This window comes from Burkholderia sp. LAS2 (genome assembly GCF_018417615.1).
Lineage (GTDB): Bacteria > Pseudomonadota > Gammaproteobacteria > Burkholderiales > Burkholderiaceae > Burkholderia > Burkholderia sola.
Map to the genome: position 1 here is coordinate 1,933,369 of NZ_CP071052.1, position 20,686 is coordinate 1,954,054.

The following is a 20,686-nucleotide window of genomic DNA, read 5'->3' on the forward strand; positions in this document are numbered from 1 at the left end:
GTGCCCCGCGATCACCGCGTCGCAGGCCCCGCCGTCGTGGCATCCCCGCAGCGCAGCTCGGTCGGGTTTGCGAAAACGCGAATTTCGATATTTAATTCCTCTGAAGTGATCCGGCAGGTTTGAACGGTTTGCGGCCGGATGCAAACGGCGCACGTCGCTGGCCGGTCGAGCGAACATCGGCGGTGCGGCGCTCGACATGCGGCCGACGCCGGCATGGTTCGTTTTCGGGGAAGCGGGACATGAGACGTGCGGTCATCACGGGGATCGGCATTGCGTCCAGCATCGGCAGCGATGTCCCGACCGTGCGCGACGCGCTGCGCGCGGGCCGCAGCGCCATCGTGTTTTCCGAATCATTCAGGGACGCGGGACTGCGCAGCCACGTCTGGGCGCCCGTCGAGGCGCCCGCGCCGGATCGCGTCGATCGCCGGCATCTCCGATGGATGACCCCTGCCGCGCTGCAAGCATTCGCATGCATGCAACAAGCGATCGACGACGCGCGGCTGCCCTCGCGCCTCGTGTCGAACGAGCGCGCCGGCGTGATCGTCGGCAACGCGTGCGGGGTGTCGCTCGGTTACGTCCATGCGGTCGATGCGATGCGCACGCGTGGGTTGCGCGGCGTCGGCGCGTACGACATCGTGCATTCGATGCCGTCCGTCCATGCCGCGTGCCTTGCCGTCGCGTTCGGCGTGCGCGGCGTGAGCTACGCAATCTGCGGTGCGTGCGCCGCATCGGCACAGTGCATCGGCCATGCCGTCGAATTGATCAGGGCCGGCACGCAGGACATCGTGTTCGCCGGCGGCGCCGAAGAACTGGGGTGGGAAGTCGCGTGCCAGTACGATGCAATCGGCGCGCTGTCGACCCGCTTCAACGATACACCGGTGCGCGCGTCGCGCCCCTACGATGCGGACCGCGACGGCTTCGTGATTTCAGGCGGCGCAGGGATCGTCGTGGTCGAGGAAATGAATCATGCAATCGAGCGCGGCGCACCCGTCTATGCGGAAGTGATCGGCTACGGCACGACGACCGACGGTATCGACATGGTCGTGCCGTCCGGCGAAGGCGCCGAGCGCAGCATGAGGCTCGCATTGCGCGGTATCGATTTGCCGATCGACTATCTGAACACGCACGGCACGTCCACGCCCGTCGGCGATATCCGCGAATTACGCGCGATCCGGAACGTGTTCGGCGAGGCCGCGCCGCCGGTGTCGTCGACCAAGTCGACGACCGGCCACGCGCAGGGTGCGGCCGGTGTGCACGAATTCATCTATGCGGTGCTGATGATGAACGACGGATTCATTGCGCCGAGCATGAACATCGGGCAGCTCGACGACGGCGCGTGCGGCTTCGACATCGTCACGGCGACCACGCAGCGGAAACTGACGACCGTGATGACGAACAGTTTCGGTTTCGGCGGGGTCAATGCGACGCTCGTCATGACGAACGCCTATCGCGCGCAGATGCAATAGCGCGCCGCCGCATGCGTTTCCCTGAACTGCCGATTTCTCCCGGAGGTGTCGACATGCAGGTTGCTCCCAGCCATCGCAGCCATCATTTTTCGTTGCGCGTGCCGTTCGTCGATGTCGATCTCGGCGGCGTCGTCTATCACGCGAACTACCTGCGCTGGTTCGATCAGGCCAGGATGGAATGGTATCGCGCCAACGGTATCGATCTCGCGCACATGATGGCCGAACTGCGAACCGGACTCATCGTCTGCCGCATCGAGACGGCGTTCCTGTCGCCGGCGCGTCACGACGAACCGCTGACGATCCGCACGACGCTGACCGAGCTCACGCGTGTGCGTATCGCGTTCCAGCAGGAGGTCTATCGCGACGATACGCTGCTGGCAAAAGGGCGAACGGGGCTCGCCGGCGTGAATCTCGACACGCTGCGGCCGGTTCGGATTCCGTTTGCGTTTCGCGTCGAATGAAAGACGCATGCCGTGGCGCTGCGCGACCCGTCGACCGCCGGCCGCGAGCGGCCGCTACGCGCTCATCGCCAGCGCATTCGCGCCGACGTGCCACCGCAGGCATTCGACGACGAGCGCGTGATTGGCTTCGGAGCCGAGCCCCGCGATCGTCATCGCGCCGACGATGCCGGCGCCGGCAATCCGCAGCGGCACGCCGCCGCCGTCGAGCGCGTAGTCGTCGTCCGACAGGCCGTGCGAGCGCAGCGACCAGCCGGCACGCCGAAAGCATGCGCCGACCGCGAGCGAACTCTGGCCGAAACGCAGCACCGTGTTCTGTCGGCGGCGGATCGCCTCGCTGTCGTGCGCGTCGCTGCCGTCGAGCGCGCAGTAGAACAGCGGCGCCTGCCCGCCGACGATGCCGACCGCGATCGGCAGCCCGCGGCGCGACGCGAGGTTGACCGCGATTTCTCCGATGCGGCGTGCGACGGCTGCATTGAAGTGCGGCAGCGCCGGGTTCGACGCATCGTCGTTGAAGGCGTGGGGTTCGAGGCGAAAGGGGGGCGTCACCATGGCGGCTCCGTCGCGTTGCCGGCACTGTACGCGCGTGCCGGGCGTCGCATCGTCACGGGCCGCGCGCGGGCCCGTCTTTCGTTCAGTGCTTCGGCGTTTCGGCACGTCGACGTTTCAGCGTTTCAGCGTTTCAGCGCTTCAACGTTTCGGCGCCGCGTCGAGCATCCACTCGTGCGCGGGATCGTTCCTGAACGCCCACGCGCGGCTCGGGCCCGCCATCACGTTCAGGTAGTACAGGTTGTAGCCGTGCGGTGCGACGACCGGGTGATAGCCGCGCGGCACCATCACGACGTCGTGGTTCTCGACCGCGCACGCCTCGTCGAGGCTGCGGTCGTCGGTGTATACGCGCTGGAACGCGAAGCCCTGCGGCGGATCGATCCGGTGGTAATAGGTTTCCTCGAGCGACGTCTCGTCGGGCGCCGCATCGCGGTCGTGCTTGTGCGGCGGATAGCTGCTCGAATGGCTGGCCGGCGTGACGACTTCGACGACGAGCAGCCGGTCGGCGGCCGGGTTGTCGCCCATCAGGATGTCGCATACGTAGCGCGTGTTGGTGCCTTGCCCGCGCACCGAGCGGCGCATCCGTTCGCCGTCGAGGCGCTGAACCCGCTTGTCGCCGCTCGCGTACGGCGCGGTGCACAGCGCGACTTCCGCATCGCGCGTCGCGACCAGCGTGACGGTCTTGCCGCCCGGCACGTACAGCGCGTCCGGCGACACGTCCTCGAACACGCTGTCGCGCTTGCCGAGCGCGTCGTACGTCTCGCCGTCGACTTCGGCGCGCACCGTGCCCGTCAGCACGACCACACACAATTCGCGCGTGCCGGTGTCGAGCGTTTCGGTGTCGCCGGCCTTCAGGCGCAGCGCGCGAAAGCCGACGTGCTTCCAGCCGGCCGATTCGGGCGTCACGTTGCAGATCTCGCGGTCGGCGGATGCCTTGACCAGCAGGGGAGAAATCGTCATGAAATAAGTCTCCGCAATAGGGTAGGGCGCGAACGCTCAGGCGCTTGCGCGCGAACTCACGCGCTCAACCGGTCGACGATCGCGCGCAGCGATTCGTAGCCCTTCTTCGCATACGCATAGCTCGGCGCGACGGCCGGGTCCTGCTCGGCCTCGACGACGAGCCAGCCTTCGTAGCCGGCGTCCTTCAGCGTGCGCAGCGTCGCGTCGTAGTCGAGCGCGCCGTCGCCCGGCACCGTGAAGGTGCCGTTGATCACGCCGTTCAAAAAGCTCCAGCCGTCGTTGCGTGCCTTGCTGACGACCTGCGGCCGCACGTCCTTGCAATGCACGTGCGCGACGCGCGACACGTGCTTCCGCAGCAGCGCCACCGGGTCGGCCGCGCCGCCGAAATACGCGTGGCCGGTGTCGAACAGCAGGAACACCTTCGCGGGATCGGTCAGCGCCATCAGCCGGTCGACGTCGTCCGGCGACTCGACGTACGCGCCCATGTGGTGATGGTACGCAAGCTTGATGCCGTACGTGTCGAGCAGGTGCGCGCCGAACGCGTCGAGACGCGCCGCATAGCGCCGCCACGCTGCATCGTCGACGAAACGCGGCCGCTTCGCGACCGGCGTGTCGATGTTGCCCTGGATCGTGCCCGCGCATTCGCCGTACACGACGACCTTCACGTCGTTGTACTGCAGCTTCGTCATATGCGCGCGGCAGCGCTCGATTTCCGCCGCGATCGCATCGGCATCGGTCATGCCCGGCGCGACTTCCGCGAGGAAGCCCGAATACCAGCCCGACACGCACACGAGCCCGAATTCGGCGAGCTTCGCCTTCAGTTCGGGGCCCGTCTTCGGAAACTTGTTGCCGAGCTCGAAGCCCGCATAGCCGATTTCGGCGCCTTCCTTCAGCGCCGTCTCGAGCGGCGTCTCGCCGCCGAGCGACGGCAGGTCGTCGTTCATCCACGACAGGGGATTGATACCGATGCGGACGTTCCAGCTCATGACGGGTTTCCTGGGTTCGAATGTTGTTGTGTCGGCGCGGCCGATGGAAAGGGGCGCGGATCAGCGCCGCTGGCGGGTCTTCGCGTCGAGATACGCGCGGTGCGCCGCTTCGACGCCGGCGCGTTCGGACACCTGCGGCACCGCGACTTCCCACCACGCGCCGCCGTCGTCGGTCGTGCGCTGGTGCGTGGTGTCGATCACGAGCACCTGGCTCGTCGTCGCCGCCCGCGCGCGCTTCATTTCGTGGCGCAGCTCGCCGATGTCGCGCACGTGCACGGCTTCGGCGCCCATCGCGCGCGCATGCATCGCGAAGTCGATCGTCGAGCGTTCGCCGCCTTCGGGCACGCAGTCGTCGAGCATGTTGTTGAAGCTCGCGCCGCCGCAATTGAGTTGCAGCCGCTCGATGCAGCCGTAGCCGCGGTTGTCGAGGATCACGACGATGAGCTTGCGGCCGAGCATCACGGACGTCGCGAGTTCCGCGTTGAGCATCATGTACGAGCCGTCGCCGACGATCACGATCACTTCGCGCTCGGGCCGCGCGAGCTTCGCGCCGAGGCCGCCCGCGACCTCGTAGCCCATGCACGAATACGCATAATCCATGTGATAGTTGCCCGGCACGCCGCTGCGCCACAGCTTGTGCAACTCGGCCGGCAGCGTGCCGGCCGCGCAGACGACGAGATCGTCGCGCGCGCTGTCGCGTCCCGCGTCGGCCGCGGAGTCGCGCACCGCGCCGATCACTTCCGCGTCGTACGGCAGCGTGTCCTTCGGAATCCGTGTGGTCAGGTCCGTCACGCGCGCGTTCCATGCGGCGGCCTGGTCGCGGTTCGCGGCGGTCCACGCCGGGTCGGCGCGCCAGCCGGCCAGCGCGGCCGACAGCTGGCCGAGGCCCGTGCGCGCATCGGCCACCAGTTGCCGGCCGCGTTTCTTGCCCGCGTCGAACGGCTGCACGTTCAGGCTCAGCAGCGTCGCGTCGCCGTAGAGCGCGTGCGAACCGGTCGTGAAATCCTGCAGCCGCGTGCCGACCGCGAACACGACGTCGGCCTGCGCGGCCGCGCGGTTCGCGGCGGGCGAGCCCGTCACGCCGATCGAGCCGAGGTTCAGCGGGTGGTCCCACGCAAGGCTGCCCTTGCCGGCCTGCGATTCGGCGACCGGCACGCCGTGCGTGTCGGCGAACGTGCGCAGCGCATCCCACGCCTGGCTGTACAGCACGCCGCCGCCCGCGACGATCAACGGCTTCTTCGCGGCCTTCAGCACGTCGAGCGCATCGGCGAGCTCGAGTGCGTCGGCCGGCGGCCGGCGCATCCGGATCACCGGCGGCGCGAAGAAATCCTCGGGCCAGTCGTACGCGAAGGTCTGCACGTCCTGCGGCAGCGCGAGGCACACGGGCCCGCACTGCGCGGGATCGGTCATCACCTGGATCGCGCGCGGCAGCGCGACGAGCAATTGCTCGGGCGACGTGATGCGGTCGAAGTAGCGCGTGACGGGCCGGAAGCAGTCGTTCGCGCTGACGTCGCCCTGTTCGAAATCCTCGACCTGCTGCAGCACCGGGTCGGGTAGCCGCGACACGAACACGTCGCCGGGCAGCAACAGCAGCGGCAAGCGGCCGACGTGCGCGAGCGCGGCCGAGGTCAGCATGTTGGTCGCGCCGGGGCCGATGCTCGACGTCGCGGCCATCATCCGCTGGCGGAAATGCGCTTTCGCGAACGCGACGGCCGCGTTGGCCATCCCTTGCTCGTTGTGCGCGCGAAACGTCGGCAGCCGGTCCTTCTCCGCATGCAGCGCCTCGCCGAGCCCGGCCACGTTGCCGTGGCCGAAGATCGCGAACACGCCGCCGCAGTACGGCAGGATCTCGGTCCGGCCGTCGGGCTGGACGACTTCGGCGCGCAGGGCGGCCAGGTAGCGCACGAGCGCCTGGCTGACGGTCAGTCTTACGGTGGTGGTCATCGTCGGTCGATAGAGAGAGGTCGGGTGGTCGTCACGAACACGGGCATCAGGCCGCGGCGGCGCGCGCGGCGGCCCGGCGCCCCAGCCACGCGTCGACCAGTTGCGCGAAGTTGCCGGCCACTTCGTCGATCAGCGCCTGGTCGTCGATCCGGCCCGCGAACCAGTTCAGCGACGCATCGGCCCACAGCGTGCGCCCGACCATGAAGCCCTTGACGATCGGGTTGGTCGCCGAGCGGAAGCTGTCGACGAGGTATTGCAGCGGCTGGTTCAGCCCGAGGATCACCGCGCCGCGGCAGTACGGGTCGCGCTCGGCGATCAGCGCGGCGAGCCGCGCCCAGCCGTCGGCGGTGAGCGGCGTGAGCTTCCACCATTCGGGTTTCACGCCGAGGTTGTAGAAGCGCGCGACCGTGCGCAGCACCGCGTCGTCCTCGGTGCCGGCCGGCGTGACCGCGCGCGGCGGAATCATTTCCAGCAGCAGCTCGTTGCCGCTCGCGCGCGTGGCTTCCCACAGTTCCAGCACGCGCTGCTCCTGTTCGACGCGCAGGTCGACGTGGTCGTCGGGGTGATAGTGGACGAGGCACTTCACGACCTGTTCGGTCGGCCAGTGCGTGAGCGACGAGCCGACCGAACGCGTGTCGTCGAACCGCAGCGGCCGCGAGCCCGGCAGTTCGACCGGACGGCCGACCCACCAGCCGCGCCCGGTGGCCGACGCGAGCGCGTCGCTGCCGTACGCACCGCCGTCGATCAGCACGCCGACGTGGCCGGCGATCCCGCGATCGCGCTCGACCTGTTCGACCGCGCGCACGAGCAGGCGCTTCAGCGTCTTGATCCGCGCTTCGTCGGCGCCGGCCTGCACCGCGAGCTCGTAGAACTGGCTGCGATGGTCGAACGCCATCACGCACAGGTCGTCCCATGCGCGGCGCGGCACCGTCACGCGATGCAGGTGCGCGAGCGTGCGGTCGGCGTCGACCTGCGGATTGCGGCTGCCGTCGAACCAGTGCGCGAGTTCGGCCGGCGTCGGCATCGCGGCCGAGCACGCGTGGCGCGACACGACGATCGCGCCGCACGCGTTCGCGATGCGCGTCGATTCGGCCCAGTCGCGCCCGCGCAGCAGCCCGGACAGCAGCCCCGACAGGAACGCGTCGCCCGCGCCGAGTACATTGAGCACTTCGACGCGCTCGCCGAGAAAGGTCGGCGCATCGTCGATGCGCGCGGGAACATCGCCTTCGATCACGCAGCAGCCGAGCGCGCCGCGCTTGACGACCAGCGTCGCGTTCGTGATCGCGCGCACCGCCTGCAACGACGCGATCAAATCATCCGGCACACCGCCCGCGATCAGGAATTCCTCCTCGGTGCCGACCAGCAGGTCGAATTCGCCGAGCACCTGCTGCAGCTGCCGTGTCACCTGCGCGTCGGGCACGTAGCGGTTTTCGCCGGCGCCGCGCGCGGTCAGCCCCCACAGCACCGGCCGGTAGTCGATGTCGAGGATCCGCACGGCGCCGTGGCGGCGCGCATACGTCAACGCGGTCAGCGACGCCTCGCGCGTGCCCGGCGTCGACAGATGCGTGCCGGTGATCGCCAGCGCGCGGCAACCGGCGATGAAGTCCTCGCTGATCTCGTCGGCGCGCACGGCCATGTCCGCGCAGTTCTCGCGCACGAACAGCAGCGGGAACGTATCGCGATCCTTCAGCCCGAGCAGCACCAGCGCGGTGAGGCGCTCGCGGTCGGTCTGCAACTGGCTCGTGTCGCAGCCTTCGCGCTCGAGCGTCTCGCGCAGGAAGCGGCCCATCTGCTCGTCGCCGACGCGCGAAATCATCGCGGTCTTCAGCCCGAGCCGCGCGACGCCGAACGCGACGTTGCCGGACGAGCCGCCGAGATACATCTGGAAGCTGCGCGCGTCCTCGAGGCGGCTGCCGTACTGCTGCGCATAGAGATCCACGGCCACGCGGCCGAGGCAGGCGAGATCGATGGGGCGGTCACTCGGAAAGTTCAGCAGGCTCATATCACGTGTCACGCTCGCGGCCGGCGTTCGGCGCTGCCGGCGGATTAGGGGACCGAACCGGCGGCGGCTGTCGCGGCAGGTGCTGCACGACGCGAGGCGGCCTGTCGCCGGGATTCGGGCTACGGAACGGAGTCTAGACTTTTTGGAAATCCAGTTCCCTAGGTGAAATCACGTAGAAATAAATTTCCAAATTGTCGAGGAAGTGATCTACAGTTTCATCCGGATGCTTCAGTCCCGATCGGACCCGATCGGACTCGGCCCGGCGGCGCGCAACGCGCCGTCTTCCGCCCCCCGGAGATGAGGAGACAGATTGATCATGAAGACCAAGCTGATGGCCGTCGCGGCCGCTGCGATCCTGGCTGCGCCGCTCGCGCATGCCGAGAAGATCGGCGTGACGATGGCATCGTTCGACGACACATTCCTGACCATCCTGCGCAACAGCATCGCCGATTCGGCGAAGAAGGACGGCGCGACGGTGCAGATCGAGGACGGCGGCAACGACGTCGGCAAGCAGTTGAGCCAGGTCCAGAACATGATCGCGCAGAAGGTCGACGCGATCATCGTGAACGCGGTCGATACCGACGCGACGCCGAAGATCACGAAGATGGTGACCGCCGCGAAGATCCCGCTCGTCTACGTGAACCGCAAGCCGGTCGATTTCGACAAGCTGCCGGCCGGCGTCGCGGTCGTCGCGTCCGACGAAAAGCAGTCGGGCACGCTGCAGGCGCGCCAGGTGTGCAAGCTGCTCGGCGGCAAGGGCGACCTGCTGGTGCTGATGGGCGAGCTGTCCAACGAATCGGCGCGCGCCCGCACCAAGGACATCGAGGACGTGATCGCGACGAAGGATTGCGCGGGCATGAAGATCGTCGACAAGCGCGAAGGCAAGTGGAGCCGCACGCAGGGCCAGGACATCACGATGAACTGGCTGAGCTCCGGCACCAAGTTCGACGCGATCATCTCGAACAACGACGAAATGGCGATCGGCGCGATCAACGCGCTGAAGGCCGCACGCAAGCTGACGCCGAAGACGGTCGTCGCCGGCATCGACGCGACGCCGGACGGGCTCGCGGCGATGAAGGCCGGCGAGCTGAAGGTGTCGGTCTACCAGAACGCGACCGGGCAGGGCGCGCAGGCGGTAGCCGCGGCGCTCAAGCTCGCGAAGAAGCAGCCGGTCGATCGCTACGTGAACGTGCCGTTCGAACTCGTGACGCCGGAGAACATGAACCAGTACGCGAAGCACTGACCGGTTTTTCCGCTGAACTGCGCGGGCCCGGCGCGGCCGGGTTCGCGCGCGATTTTCGAGGTACGTCCATGTTTACAGCCAGGATCGCGCGCTCGACGGCCAGCGAAAGCGCACCGGCCGCTTCGTCCGCCGCGCCCGGTGCGCCCACGGCCGACTGCGTGCTCGAGGTGCGCGGCGTCGGCAAGTCCTTTCCCGGCGTCGTCGCGCTCGACGGCGTGCAGTTCCGCGTGCGCCGCGGCACCGTGCATGCGCTGATGGGCGAGAACGGCGCCGGCAAGTCCACGCTGATGAAGATCATCGCGGGCGTCTACACGCCCGACCAGGGCGAAATCCTGATCAACGGCGAACCGGTCGTGCTGAACGGCCCGCTCGATGCGCTCGATCGCGGGATCGCGATGATCCATCAGGAACTCAACCTGATGCCGTACATGACGGTCGCGGAGAACATCTGGATTCGCCGCGAACCGAAGAACCGCTTCGGCCTGATCGATCACGCGGCGCTGCGCCGCCGCACGGCCGCGCTGTTCGAGCGGCTGTCGATCGACATCGATCCGGAGACCGACGTGCGCACGCTGACGGTCGCGAGCCGGCAGATGGTCGAGATCGCGAAGGCCGTGTCGTTCGACTCGGACGTGCTGATCATGGACGAGCCGACCTCCGCGCTGACCGACAAGGAAGTCACGCACCTGTTCCGGATCATTCGCCAGCTCCGCGAGCAGGGCAAGGGCATCGTCTACATCACGCACAAGATGAACGAGCTGTTCGAGATCGCCGACGAGTTCTCGGTGTTCCGCGACGGCAAGTACATCGGCACGCATGCGTCGACCGACGTCACGCGCGACGACATCATCCGCATGATGGTCGGGCGCGAGATCACGCAGATGTTCCCGAAGGAAGAGGTGCCGATCGGCGACGTCGTGCTGTCGGTGAAGGATCTCTGCGTCGACGGCGTGTTCCGCGACGTGAGCTTCGAGCTGCGCGCGGGCGAGATTCTCGGCGTCGCGGGCCTCGTCGGCTCGGGGCGCTCGAACGTCGCGGAGGCGCTGTTCGGCGTCGTGCCGGCCACGTCGGGCGAGATCCGCATCGACGGCAAGCCGGTGCGGATCGCGACGCCCGCGCAGGCGATGAAGCACGGGATGGCGTTCCTCACCGAGGACCGCAAGGATTCCGGCTGCTTCCTGAATCTCGACCTGCTCGCGAACATGGAAGCGGCGGTGCTCAGCCGTCGCTACGTGAAGTTCAACTTCGTGCAGCACGCGCAACTGAAGCGCGACTGCGAGGAAATGAGCCGGATGCTGCGCGTGAAGTCGCCCGGGCTGCACGAGGAAATCCAGAACCTGTCGGGCGGCAACCAGCAGAAGGTGCTGATCGGTCGATGGTTGCTCACGCAACCGCGCATCCTGATCCTCGACGAACCGACGCGCGGCATCGACGTCGGCGCGAAGGCCGAGATCCACCGGCTCGTCAGCGCGCTCGCCGGCAAGGGCGTCGCGGTGCTGATGATCTCGTCGGAAATGCCGGAAGTGCTGGGGATGAGCGATCGCGTGATGGTGATGCACGAAGGGCGCATGACCGGCATCGTCGATCGCAAGGACGCCGACCAGGTCCGCATCATGGATCTCGCGTCGCGCTGAGCCGAAACAAGATTGGAGACACTGAAATGGGCAACCTGAACCCGGTCGCGGATGCGCAGACCATGACCCTCAAGTCGCGGCATGCGAAGTGGCCGCCCGAACTGAGCATCTTCCTCGTGCTGGTCGGCATCAGCCTGTTCTTCGAGATCGTCGGCTGGGTCGTCGTCGGCCAGAGCTTCCTGTTCAATGCCGAGCGGCTCGAGATCATCGTGCTGCAGATGGCCGTGATCGGCATCATCGCGGTCGGCGTGAACCTCGTGATCATCACCAGCGGGATCGACCTGTCGTCGGGGTCGGTCGTCGCGGCGGCCGCCGTCGTATCGGCGAGCCTCGCGCAGGTGTCCGACTTCCCGCGCGCGGTGTTTCCGCACCTCACCGACCTGCCGATCATCTGGCCGGTGCTGGCCGGCGTGTGCGTCGGGCTGCTGGTCGGCCTGCTGAACGGCACGCTGATCGCGATGACGGGCATCCCGCCGTTCATCGCGACGCTCGGCACGATGGTCGCCGCGCGCGGCTTCGCGAAGTGGTTCACCAACGGGATGCCGGTGTCGATGCTGACCGACCCGTTCGCGGCGATCGGCGCGGGCGCCAACCCGGTGATCATCTTCGTCGTGATCGCCGCGATCTTCCACGTCGTGCTGCGCTACACGCGCTTCGGCAAGTACACCTATGCGATCGGCGCGAACCGCCATGCGGCCGTCGTGTCGGGCATCAACGTCACGCGGCACCTGATCTTCGTCTATGCGATCGCGGGCCTGTTGAGCGGCATCGCGGGGACCGTGACCGCCGCGCGTGCGATCTCCGGCCAGTCGGGCATGGGCGTGATGTACGAGCTCGATGCGATCGCGGCCGTCGTGATCGGCGGCACGTCGCTGTCGGGCGGCCTCGGCCGCGTGACGGGCACCGTGATCGGCGTGTTGATCCTCGGCGTGATGACGTCGGGCTTCACGTTCATTCGCATCGACGCGTATTACCAGGAGATGGTGAAGGGCGCGATCATCGTCGCGGCCGTGATCGCCGACCAGTACCGCAACAAGAAGTCGCGCCGCTGATCGATTCCACCGCTGCCGAAATCACGAAACTGCCCGGGAAGACGATGAAGATCGCGCTGGACCCCTACATGATTCGCCACCTGCCGCTCGACCGGCTGCCGCACGCGGTGGCCGAGCTCGGCTACGACCAGATCGAGCTGTCGCCGCGCGGCGACTTTCTCGACTGGTGGGTGATGCCGCGCGCGACCCGTGAGCGGATGGCCGCGTTCCGCCACGCGATGCGCGCGAGCGGCGTCGGTCTCGCGTCGCTGCAACCGATGTACCGCTGGGCGAGCCCGTTCGACGACGAGCGGCAATGGGCCGTGCGCTGCTGGAAGAAGGCGATCGAGGTGGCGGTCGAGATGGAGTGTCCGCTGATGGTGTCCGAGTTCGGGCGCGTCGCCGGAGCGCTCGGTCGGCGAGCGGCCGGGCGCGAACCCTCAGGCGCTGTGCGAGGCCGCGTGGTTTCGGTCGATGGACGTGCTGCTGCCGATCCTCGAGCGCGAGCGCATCGTGCTGTCGGTCGAGCCGCATCCGGAGGACTGGATCGAGCAGTTGCAGCCTGCGATCGACATCGTCACGAACCTCGGTTCGCCGTCGCTGAAGCTGTCGTATATCGCGCCGCATACGTTCTACTACGGCGACGACATGGCCGCGATGATCGCGGCCGCCGCGCCGATCCTCGCGCACGTGCGCGTGGCCGATACCTTCGACCACCGCAAGAGCAGCCAGCTGCGCTACATCGTGAACCCGCCCGGCTCGAACCAGATCCGCGTGCACCAGCATCTCGACATCGGGCAGGGCGAGATCGACTGGGACGTGTTTTTCCGCGCACTCGGCGCCGCCGGCTTCGACGGCGTGCTGTCGTCGTGCGTGTTCGCGTGGGAAGACCGCGCGGAAGCGTCGTCGCGCTATATGCGCGACGCGATCCAGCGCTACGTCGATCGCCATTTCGATCGCGCGGCGCGTTGACCGATGACCGATTGTTGACCGGCGCGGCATGGGCCGCGCCGCTGATGAACGAACGACTGGAGAGAACTGCATGACCTTGCAAATCGGCGTGATCGGCTGCGGCGCGATCGGCCAGGACCACATCCGCAGACTGACCCGCACGCTGTCCGGTGCGCGCGTCGTGGCCGTCAACGACATCGATCCGCAGCAGGCGCGCGACGCGGTGACGAAGTATGGGCTCGACGCCGAGATCTACGGCGACGGCCACGAAGTGGTCGCGGCCGCCGACGTGCAGGCCGTGCTCGTCACGTCGTGGGGGCCGACCCACGAAGCGTTCGTGCTCGACGCGATCGCGCACGGCAAGCCGGTGTTCTGCGAGAAGCCGCTGGCCGTCACGGCCGACGGCTGCATGCGGATCGTCGAAGCCGAAGTCGCGCACGGCAAGCGGCTCGTGCAGGTCGGCTTCATGCGCCCGTACGACGAAGGCTATCGCGCGCTCAAGCGCGTGATCGACAGCGGCCAGATCGGCGCGCCGCTGATGCTGCATTGCGCGCACCGCAACCAGTCGGTCGGCGAGCGCTACACGACCGACATGGCGATCACCGACACGCTGATCCACGAACTCGACGTGCTGCGCTGGCTGCTCGGCGAGGATTACACGAGCGCGCAGGTCGTCTATCCGAAGAAGACGCGCCATGCGGGCGCGCATCTCGCCGATCCGCAGATCGTGCTGCTCGAAACCGCGAGCGGCGTGCGCATCGACGTCGAGATCTTCGTGAACTGCCAGTACGGCTACGACATCCAGTGCGAGGTGGTCGGCGAGCAGGGCATCGCGAAGCTGCCCGATCCGCCGGCCGTCGGGCTCAAGCATGCGGCGCGGCAGTCGGTCGAGATCATGACCGACTGGAAGGAGCGCTTCATCGCGTCGTACGACGTCGAGCTGCAGGCATTCATCGACGGCGTGCGGCAGGGCGCGCTCACTGGCCCGTCCGCATGGGACGGCTACGCGGCGGCGGTCGGGGCCGACGCGTGCGTGCGGGCGCAGCAGAGCGGCGCGGTCGAGCCGATCGCGATGGCCGACCGTCCCGCGTTCTATCGCGGCTGACCCGCGGCCGTTCGCCGCCTGCTTGCCGGACCGACCGACATGACGATGAAGATTGGCTGCGCGCCGTGCTGCTGGGGCGTCGACGACGTGAAGAACCCGCATCTGCCGCCATGGCGGCACGTGCTGGCCGAGGCCGCGCAGGCCGGCTACTCGGGCATCGAGCTCGGGCCGTACGGCTACATCCCGCTCGACCTCGACGTGGTGAGCGCCGAACTTGAGCGACAGCGCCTGAGCATCACGGCCGGCACGATCTTCGACGATCTCGTGTCGCCGGAGAAACTGCCGAACCTGCTGCGCCAGACCCGCGACATCTGCGCGCTGATTACGCGGCTGCCGAAGCTGCCGACGCAGGACGGCCAGCGCTACGCGGCGCCGTACCTGGTCGTGATGGACTGGGGCCACGAGGAGCGCGATTACGCGGCCGGCCACGGCGATCGCGCGCCGCGGCTGTCCGACGCGCGCTGGGCGCGGATGGTCGGCCATATCCGGCAGATCGCGACGATCGCGCGCGACGAGTTCGGCGTGCGCGCGGTGATCCATCCGCATGCGGGCGGGTACATCGAGTTCGCGGACGAGATCGACCGGATCGTCGCCGATATTCCGGCCGACACGGCGGGCCTGTGCCTCGACACCGGCCACCTGCATTACTCGGGCATGGACCCCGAAACGTGGTTGCGCCGCCACGCAGCGCGGCTCGACTACGTGCATTTCAAGGATATCGACGCGGCCGTGTACGACGCGGTGATGGGCGAGCACATCGCGTTTTTCGCGGCTTGCGCGCGCGGCGTGATGTGCCCGATCGGCACCGGCGTGCTCGACTACCCGGCGATCCGCCACGCGCTCGCCGACATCGGCTACGCCGGCACCATCACGATCGAACAGGAACGCGACCCGCGCAACGCCGGCACGAGCCTGCGCGACGTCGCCGCGAGCCGCGCGTTTCTCGCGTCGGCCGGTTTTGCATGACCCTCTGAACCCGCACCAGGAACACCATCATGATTGACGGACAGATTCTGCTTGGACATTCGATTCGCTGGGGCATGGTCGGCGGCGGGCTCGGCAGCCAGATCGGCTACAGCCACCGGTCGGCCGCGCTGCGCGACGGCAGCTTCCAGCTGGTTGCGGGCGCATTCGATATCGATCCCGAACGCGGCCGGCAGTTCGGCGTGAAGCTCGGCGTCGCGGCCGAGCGCTGCTATCCCGACTACGCGACGATGTTCGACGCGGAGGCGCGGCGGCCGGACGGCATCCGCGCGGTATCGATCGCGACGCCGAACAACACGCACTTCGAGATCTGCCGCGCCGCGCTGAACGCGGGGCTGCACGTGGTCTGCGAGAAGCCGCTGTGCTTCACGACCGAGGAAGCCGAGGCGCTGCAGCGGCTGTCGGTCGAGAAGAACCGGATCGTCGGCGTCGCGTACGGTTATTCCGGACACCAGATGATCGAGCAGGCGCGCGAGATGATCGCGCGCGGCGACCTCGGCGAGATCCGCATCGTGCAGATGCAGTTCGCGCACGGCTTTCACAGCGAGGGCGTCGAGGCCGCGAGCGCGGCCGCGCGCTGGCGCGTCGATCCGAAGTTCGCGGGCCCGAGCTACGTGCTCGGCGACATCGGCACGCATCCGCTGTATATCTCCGAGGTGATGGCGCCGGAACTGAAGATCAAGCGGCTGATGTGTTCGCGGCAGAGTTTCGTGAAGAGCCGCGCGCCGCTCGAGGACAACGCGTTCACGATCATGGAATACGACACCGGCGCGATCGGCTACGTGTGGTCGAGCGCGGTGAACGCCGGCTCGATGCACGGGCAGAAGGTGCGCGTGATCGGTTCGAAGGCGAGCATCGAATGGTGGGATGAACACCCGAACCAGTTGCGCTACGAAGTCCAGGGGCAGCCCGCACAGGTGCTCGATCGCGGAATGCCGTACCTGCATCCGCACGCATTGCGCGAAGACCGCATCGGCGCCGGGCATCCGGAAGGGCTGTTCGACGCATGGTCGAATCTCTACGCGCGCTTCGCGCTCGCGATGGACGCGGCCGATCGCGGCGACGCCGCGGCGGTGAAGGCGATCCGTATTCCGGACGTGCACGCGGGCGTCGAAGGCGTGCGCTGGGTCGAGAACTGCGTGCGTTCGGCCGACGCGGGCGGCGTGTGGGTCGACTATCGCTGAACGGAGGCGGGCCGGCTGCGCCGCGCTTCGTCGCGACGGCCGGCCTCGGTACACACCCTGATCTTTACGCCGCCGCGAACGCGTTGGACAATCGCTCCCAGTCTTGCCGTGGAGCGTATGCAAGCGATGATCGAGCGCGTGGGAGCGAGCAGGCGGCGCGGGCCGTGCCGCAAACGTGATTAAATTCGCCCTTCATGCATGTATCCAGTCGAGCCCCGGGCCGCGCCGGCCAGCCACGCGCGCGCACCGGGGCCGTCAACTTCGCGCTATCCGATGAGTTCATCCGAGAAACCTCCCGCCACCGTCGAGGCGTTCCTGCAGCACCTGACGCAGGAGTACGACGGCCTCAGCAATCGCCTGAAGGTGATCGCGCGCCACGTGGAAACGCATCGGGACCAGCTTGGGCTGGAGGGCATCCAGTCGCTCGCGGAAGCCTGCGGCGTCCAGCCGTCGGCCGTCGTGCGCTTCGCGAAGCACTTCGGCTTCTCCGGGTTCTCCGAGATGCAGCGGCTGTTCCGTGAAGGGCTCGCGCAGCAGATCGCGCCGGGCCGTGCGTACAACCTGCGCGTGCGCGACGTGATCGAATCGGGTTCGTCGAGCCTGCAACCCGAACAGATCGCCGACGAATTCATCAAGGGCAGCATTGCCGGGATGCAGCAGTTGCGGCAGACGCTCGACTCGCAGGCGCTCGCGCAGGCGGTCGACCTGCTCGCCGATACGCAGGCGATCTGGATCGCCGGGTCGCGGCGCGCGTTTCCGATCGCCGTGTATCTGGACTATGCGCTGCAGCACACCGACAAGCGCATCGGGCTGTTCAGCGCGCTCGGCAGCATGCATCTCGGGCAGATCCGATCGGTGCGCGAAGGCGACGTGATGATCGTGATCTCGTTCATGCCGTACGCGGACGAGACGGTACAGGTCGCGCAGCAGGCCGCGCAGCGCGGTGCGCGGCTGATCGCGATCACCGACAGCCGGATGAGCCCGCTCGCGCGGGAGGCGGAAGTGACGCTGATGGTGCAGGACAGCGCGACGTTCGGCTTTCGCGCGCTGACGGCGACGATGGGCCTTGCGCAGAGCCTGTTCGTCGCGCTCGCGTACCGGCTCGAGCTGTCGTACCTGCCGACCGCCGACGGCGCGCACGGCACGAAGGCCGGTTGATCTCGGCTACCGGCGCGCCGCCCGCCGAACGGATCGACGGGCGGCGCACCGGCCGGCTTACTTCGCGGTCGGCATCGCGAATTCGGCGCCCTTGCCGATGCTCGACGACCAGCGCTGCATCACAGACTTCTGGCGCGTGTAGAAGCGCACGCCTTCCTCGCCGTACGCGTGCATGTCGCCGAACAGGCTCTTCTTCCAGCCGCCGAAGCCGTGCCATGCCATCGGTACCGGGATCGGCACGTTGATGCCGACCATCCCGACCTGGATGCGCCGCGCGAATTCGCGCGCGATCCCGCCGTCGCTCGTGAAGCACGACACGCCGTTGCCGAACTCGTGCGCATTGATCAGGTCGACCGCTTCGCCGAAATCCTTCACGCGCACGCAGCCGAGCACCGGCCCGAAGATTTCTTCCTTGTAGATCCGCATGTCGGGCGTGACGTGATCGAACAGCGTGCCGCCGGTGAAGAAGCCGGCCTCGCGGCCCGGCACGCGCAGCCCGCGGCCGTCGACCACCAGTTGCGCGCCTTCGTTCACGCCTTGCTCGATATAGCCTTCGATGCGCTTGAGCGCTTCGCCGGTGACGATCGGGCCCATCTCGACTTCCGGCGACATCCCGTCGCCGATCACCAGCTTGCGCGCGCGCTCGGCGACCGCCGGCACGATCCTGTCGGCCACGTCGCCGACCAGTACCGCGATGCTGATCGCCATGCAGCGCTCGCCGGCCGAGCCGTACGCGGCGCCAATCAGCGCATCGACCGCCTGCTCGATGTTCGCGTCGGGCATCACGACGAGATGGTTCTTCGCGCCGCCCAGCGCTTGCACGCGCTTGCCCGACTGCACCGCGCGCTGCTGCACGTAGGCCGCGATCGGCGTCGAGCCGACGAAGCTGACGGCCTGCACGTCCGGGTGGTCGAGCAGCGCATCGACCGCGCCCTTGTCGCCCTGCACGACGTTGAACACGCCGGCCGGGAGGCCGGCCTGCGTGAGCAGGTCGGCGATGAACAGCGCGGCCGACGGGTCGCGCTCGCTCGGCTTCAGCACGAACGTGTTGCCCGTCGCGATCGCGACCGGGAACATCCAGCACGGCACCATGCACGGGAAGTTGAACGGCGTGATGCCCGCGACGACGCCGAGCGGCTGGCGCATCGTCCAGTTGTCGATGCCGGTGCTGACCTGGTCGGTGAAGTCGCCCTTCAGCAGTTGCGGCACGCCGCACGCGAATTCGACGATGTCGATGCCGCGCGCGACTTCGCCCTGCGCGTCGGAGAACACCTTGCCGTGCTCGGCCGTGATGATCGCAGCCAGCGTGTCGCGGTGCTCGTTCATCAGTTGCAGGAAGCGGTGCAGCACGCGCGCGCGGCGGATCGGCGGCGTCGCGGCCCAGTCCGGGAACGCGGCGTGGGCGGACGCGACGGCCCGCTCGACTTCGTCGTTGCCGGCGAGCGCGACGCGGCGCACCGCGCGGCCGAGCGACGGGTTGAGCACGTCCTGGAAGCGGCCGCTGCGGCCGGCGACGGGCGCGCCGTCGATGTAGTGGCCGACGTCGGCGTCGGACGTGTAGGCGGGAACCGTGGTCATGCGCGTCTCCTGGGAGTAGGGGGTGAACGGAACCAAGTCTAGGCAAAGCGGCGGGGCGGGAGAAGACCGCGCAGCTTGATTCACTGTTCAGAATTCTGAATAATCACTGGATGAATCAGCAAAATGTCCAGGCGCTCTGGCCGCATATCCATTCGCTGACGGTGCTGGCCGCGGCCGGCAGTTTCACGGCCGCCGCGCAGCGGCTCGGCATCAGCAAGGCCGCGATGAGCCAGCGCATCGCCGATCTCGAAAAGGCGGCCGGCGTGCCGCTCGTGCGCCGCACCACGCGCAGCGTGCGGCTCACCGATGCGGGCCAGACGCTCGTCGACAGCACGCGCGATGCGTTCGAGTCGATCGGCCAGCATTTCGCGCGCGTGAAGGATCTCGCCGGCGAGCCGCGCGGGCTGCTGCGCCTGACGGTGCCGGTCGCGCTCGGGCGCCAGCAGGTCGTGCCGCACCTGCCCGATTTCCTGCGCCAGCATCCGGGCGTGCAGATCGAGCTCGACCTGTCGGACCGCCTGCATTCGCTGACGCAGGAGGGCTTCGATCTCGCGATCCGCCATACGACCACCGCGCCGCAGACCCACGTCGCGTGGAAGCTGTGCGACACGCGTTCGCTGCTGGTCGCGAGCCGCGACTATCTCGACGCGCGCGGCGCGCCGCGCCACCCGAGCGAGCTCGTCGATCACAGCTGCCTGTGCTATCTGCGCGAGCACGAGCCGGCCGCGTGGAGCTTCGAGCCGGACGGCCGCCGCCGCGAGCGCGTGAGCGTGCCGGTGCGCGGCAGTTTCGCGGCGAACAACAGCGAGGCGATGCGCGAGGCCGCGCTCGGCGGGCTCGGCATCGCGCTGCTGCCCGATTTCAGCGCGCGGCGCGATCTCGACGCCGGCCGGCTCGTCGCGCTGCTCGACGGCTGGCGGCCGTCGGGCGCGTTCGGCGACCACATTTTCGCGATCCGCCCGTACAGCCCGGTCGTCCCGAGTGCGGTGCGCGCGCTCGTGCGGCACCTGCGCGAACGGCTCGCGGGCGGCTTCTCCGGCGCGTGAGTCGGGTGCCGGCGGGCGCCTGGCCGTGGGCGGCCCGGGCAAGCGCGGCGGCGCTGCGGTAAAATCGCCGCTTCCTCCCGCGCCACGTATGGCGCGTCATTCGAAGGTCGACAGCCGATGCAGATTCACAAGGAAGTGGACGCGCGCGGGCTCAATTGCCCGTTGCCGATCCTGCGTGCCAAGAAAGCGCTTGCCGATATGGAAAGCGGGCAGATCCTCAAGGTGCTCGCGACCGATCCGGGCTCGCAGCGCGATTTCGCCGCGTTCGCGAAGCAGACGGGCAACGAGATCGTCGAATCGACGACCCAGGACAAGACCTTCGTATTCCTGATGCGCCGCCGCTGAAGGCGCGCATCACGTGTCCCGCCGCGCCGGGCGCCTCGCCGGCTGTCCCTGGCCCGGTGCCC

Annotated in this window: 17 protein-coding genes and 1 pseudogene; 12 read left to right on the plus strand and 6 right to left on the minus strand. The window is 68.1% G+C overall.

Annotated elements, in window-relative coordinates; all coding sequences use genetic code 11:
* The first annotated feature begins 239 nt into the window (after positions 1-239).
* Positions 240-1,466, plus strand: a complete 1,227-nt coding sequence (locus JYG37_RS09035) for a beta-ketoacyl synthase N-terminal-like domain-containing protein (protein ID WP_089488362.1) — start codon at positions 240-242, stop codon at positions 1,464-1,466.
* Between the two features lie 53 nt (positions 1,467-1,519).
* A complete protein-coding gene (locus JYG37_RS09040; protein ID WP_050017589.1) occupies positions 1,520-1,927 on the plus strand; it encodes a YbgC/FadM family acyl-CoA thioesterase in 408 nt (135 codons plus the stop codon).
* Positions 1,928-1,981: 54 nt separating this feature from the next.
* Here JYG37_RS09040 and JYG37_RS09045 read toward each other — a convergent pair whose 3' ends face one another.
* The 5 genes from JYG37_RS09045 to JYG37_RS09065 form a co-directional block, all read right to left on the minus strand.
* Entirely contained in the window at positions 1,982-2,476 is a 495-nt protein-coding gene (locus JYG37_RS09045) for a heme-degrading domain-containing protein (protein WP_204383808.1), read from the minus strand.
* Positions 2,477-2,614: 138 nt separating this feature from the next.
* Positions 2,615-3,433: a 5-deoxy-glucuronate isomerase gene (iolB, locus tag JYG37_RS09050; RefSeq protein WP_213346036.1), complete on the minus strand. Its 819-nt coding sequence runs from the start codon at positions 3,431-3,433 to the stop codon at positions 2,615-2,617.
* A gap of 56 nt (positions 3,434-3,489) precedes the next feature.
* The gene (iolE, locus tag JYG37_RS09055) at positions 3,490-4,419 is read right to left on the minus strand and encodes a myo-inosose-2 dehydratase (RefSeq protein WP_124557281.1); all 930 of its coding nucleotides are present in this window, start codon (positions 4,417-4,419) and stop codon (positions 3,490-3,492) included.
* A 60-nt stretch (positions 4,420-4,479) separates the two neighbouring features.
* Positions 4,480-6,363, minus strand: a complete 1,884-nt coding sequence (iolD, locus tag JYG37_RS09060; RefSeq protein WP_050017584.1) for a 3D-(3,5/4)-trihydroxycyclohexane-1,2-dione acylhydrolase (decyclizing) — start codon at positions 6,361-6,363, stop codon at positions 4,480-4,482.
* Positions 6,364-6,409: 46 nt separating this feature from the next.
* Complete coding sequence (locus tag JYG37_RS09065; RefSeq protein WP_089488366.1) at positions 6,410-8,365, minus strand: bifunctional 5-dehydro-2-deoxygluconokinase/5-dehydro-2-deoxyphosphogluconate aldolase; 1,956 nt, start codon at positions 8,363-8,365, stop codon at positions 6,410-6,412.
* Positions 8,366-8,681: 316 nt separating this feature from the next.
* Here JYG37_RS09065 and JYG37_RS09070 point away from each other — a divergent pair, with 316 nt between their 5' ends.
* From JYG37_RS09070 to JYG37_RS09105, 8 genes and pseudogenes are all read left to right on the plus strand, one after another.
* A complete protein-coding gene (locus tag JYG37_RS09070; RefSeq protein ID WP_050017638.1) occupies positions 8,682-9,608 on the plus strand; it encodes a sugar ABC transporter substrate-binding protein in 927 nt (308 codons plus the stop codon).
* Positions 9,609-9,676: 68 nt separating this feature from the next.
* Positions 9,677-11,242 carry a sugar ABC transporter ATP-binding protein gene (locus JYG37_RS09075; protein ID WP_124631707.1) on the plus strand — a complete coding sequence of 522 codons (1,566 nt, stop codon included), beginning with the start codon at positions 9,677-9,679 and terminating at the stop codon, positions 11,240-11,242.
* Between the two features lie 26 nt (positions 11,243-11,268).
* Positions 11,269-12,294, plus strand: coding sequence for an ABC transporter permease (locus tag JYG37_RS09080; protein WP_050017580.1), 1,026 nt, complete (start codon positions 11,269-11,271; stop codon positions 12,292-12,294).
* A gap of 44 nt (positions 12,295-12,338) precedes the next feature.
* A pseudogene (locus tag JYG37_RS09085) lies at positions 12,339-13,245 on the plus strand (sugar phosphate isomerase/epimerase family protein).
* Between the two features lie 70 nt (positions 13,246-13,315).
* Entirely contained in the window at positions 13,316-14,329 is a 1,014-nt protein-coding gene (gene iolG / locus JYG37_RS09090) for a bifunctional inositol 2-dehydrogenase/D-chiro-inositol 1-dehydrogenase (protein ID WP_124631708.1), read from the plus strand.
* Positions 14,330-14,368: 39 nt separating this feature from the next.
* The gene (locus JYG37_RS09095) at positions 14,369-15,295 is read left to right on the plus strand and encodes a TIM barrel protein (protein ID WP_124631709.1); all 927 of its coding nucleotides are present in this window, start codon (positions 14,369-14,371) and stop codon (positions 15,293-15,295) included.
* 29 nt (positions 15,296-15,324) lie between these two features.
* Positions 15,325-16,497 (plus strand): Gfo/Idh/MocA family protein, encoded by a 1,173-nt coding sequence (locus JYG37_RS09100; protein WP_213346037.1) that lies wholly within the window; start codon positions 15,325-15,327, stop codon positions 16,495-16,497.
* Between the two features lie 273 nt (positions 16,498-16,770).
* Positions 16,771-17,655, plus strand: coding sequence for a MurR/RpiR family transcriptional regulator (locus JYG37_RS09105; protein WP_050017572.1), 885 nt, complete (start codon positions 16,771-16,773; stop codon positions 17,653-17,655).
* Positions 17,656-17,712: 57 nt separating this feature from the next.
* Here the strand turns inward: JYG37_RS09105 and JYG37_RS09110 are convergent, their stop codons facing one another.
* The gene (locus JYG37_RS09110; RefSeq protein ID WP_050017570.1) at positions 17,713-19,233 is read right to left on the minus strand and encodes a CoA-acylating methylmalonate-semialdehyde dehydrogenase; all 1,521 of its coding nucleotides are present in this window, start codon (positions 19,231-19,233) and stop codon (positions 17,713-17,715) included.
* Between the two features lie 110 nt (positions 19,234-19,343).
* On the opposite strand from JYG37_RS09110, the gene JYG37_RS09115 reads away from it, so the two are divergent.
* Positions 19,344-20,279 (plus strand): LysR family transcriptional regulator, encoded by a 936-nt coding sequence (locus JYG37_RS09115; RefSeq protein ID WP_050017569.1) that lies wholly within the window; start codon positions 19,344-19,346, stop codon positions 20,277-20,279.
* Positions 20,280-20,396: 117 nt separating this feature from the next.
* Positions 20,397-20,624: a sulfurtransferase TusA family protein gene (locus tag JYG37_RS09120; RefSeq protein ID WP_006402122.1), complete on the plus strand. Its 228-nt coding sequence runs from the start codon at positions 20,397-20,399 to the stop codon at positions 20,622-20,624.
* Positions 20,625-20,686 lie beyond the last annotated feature (62 nt).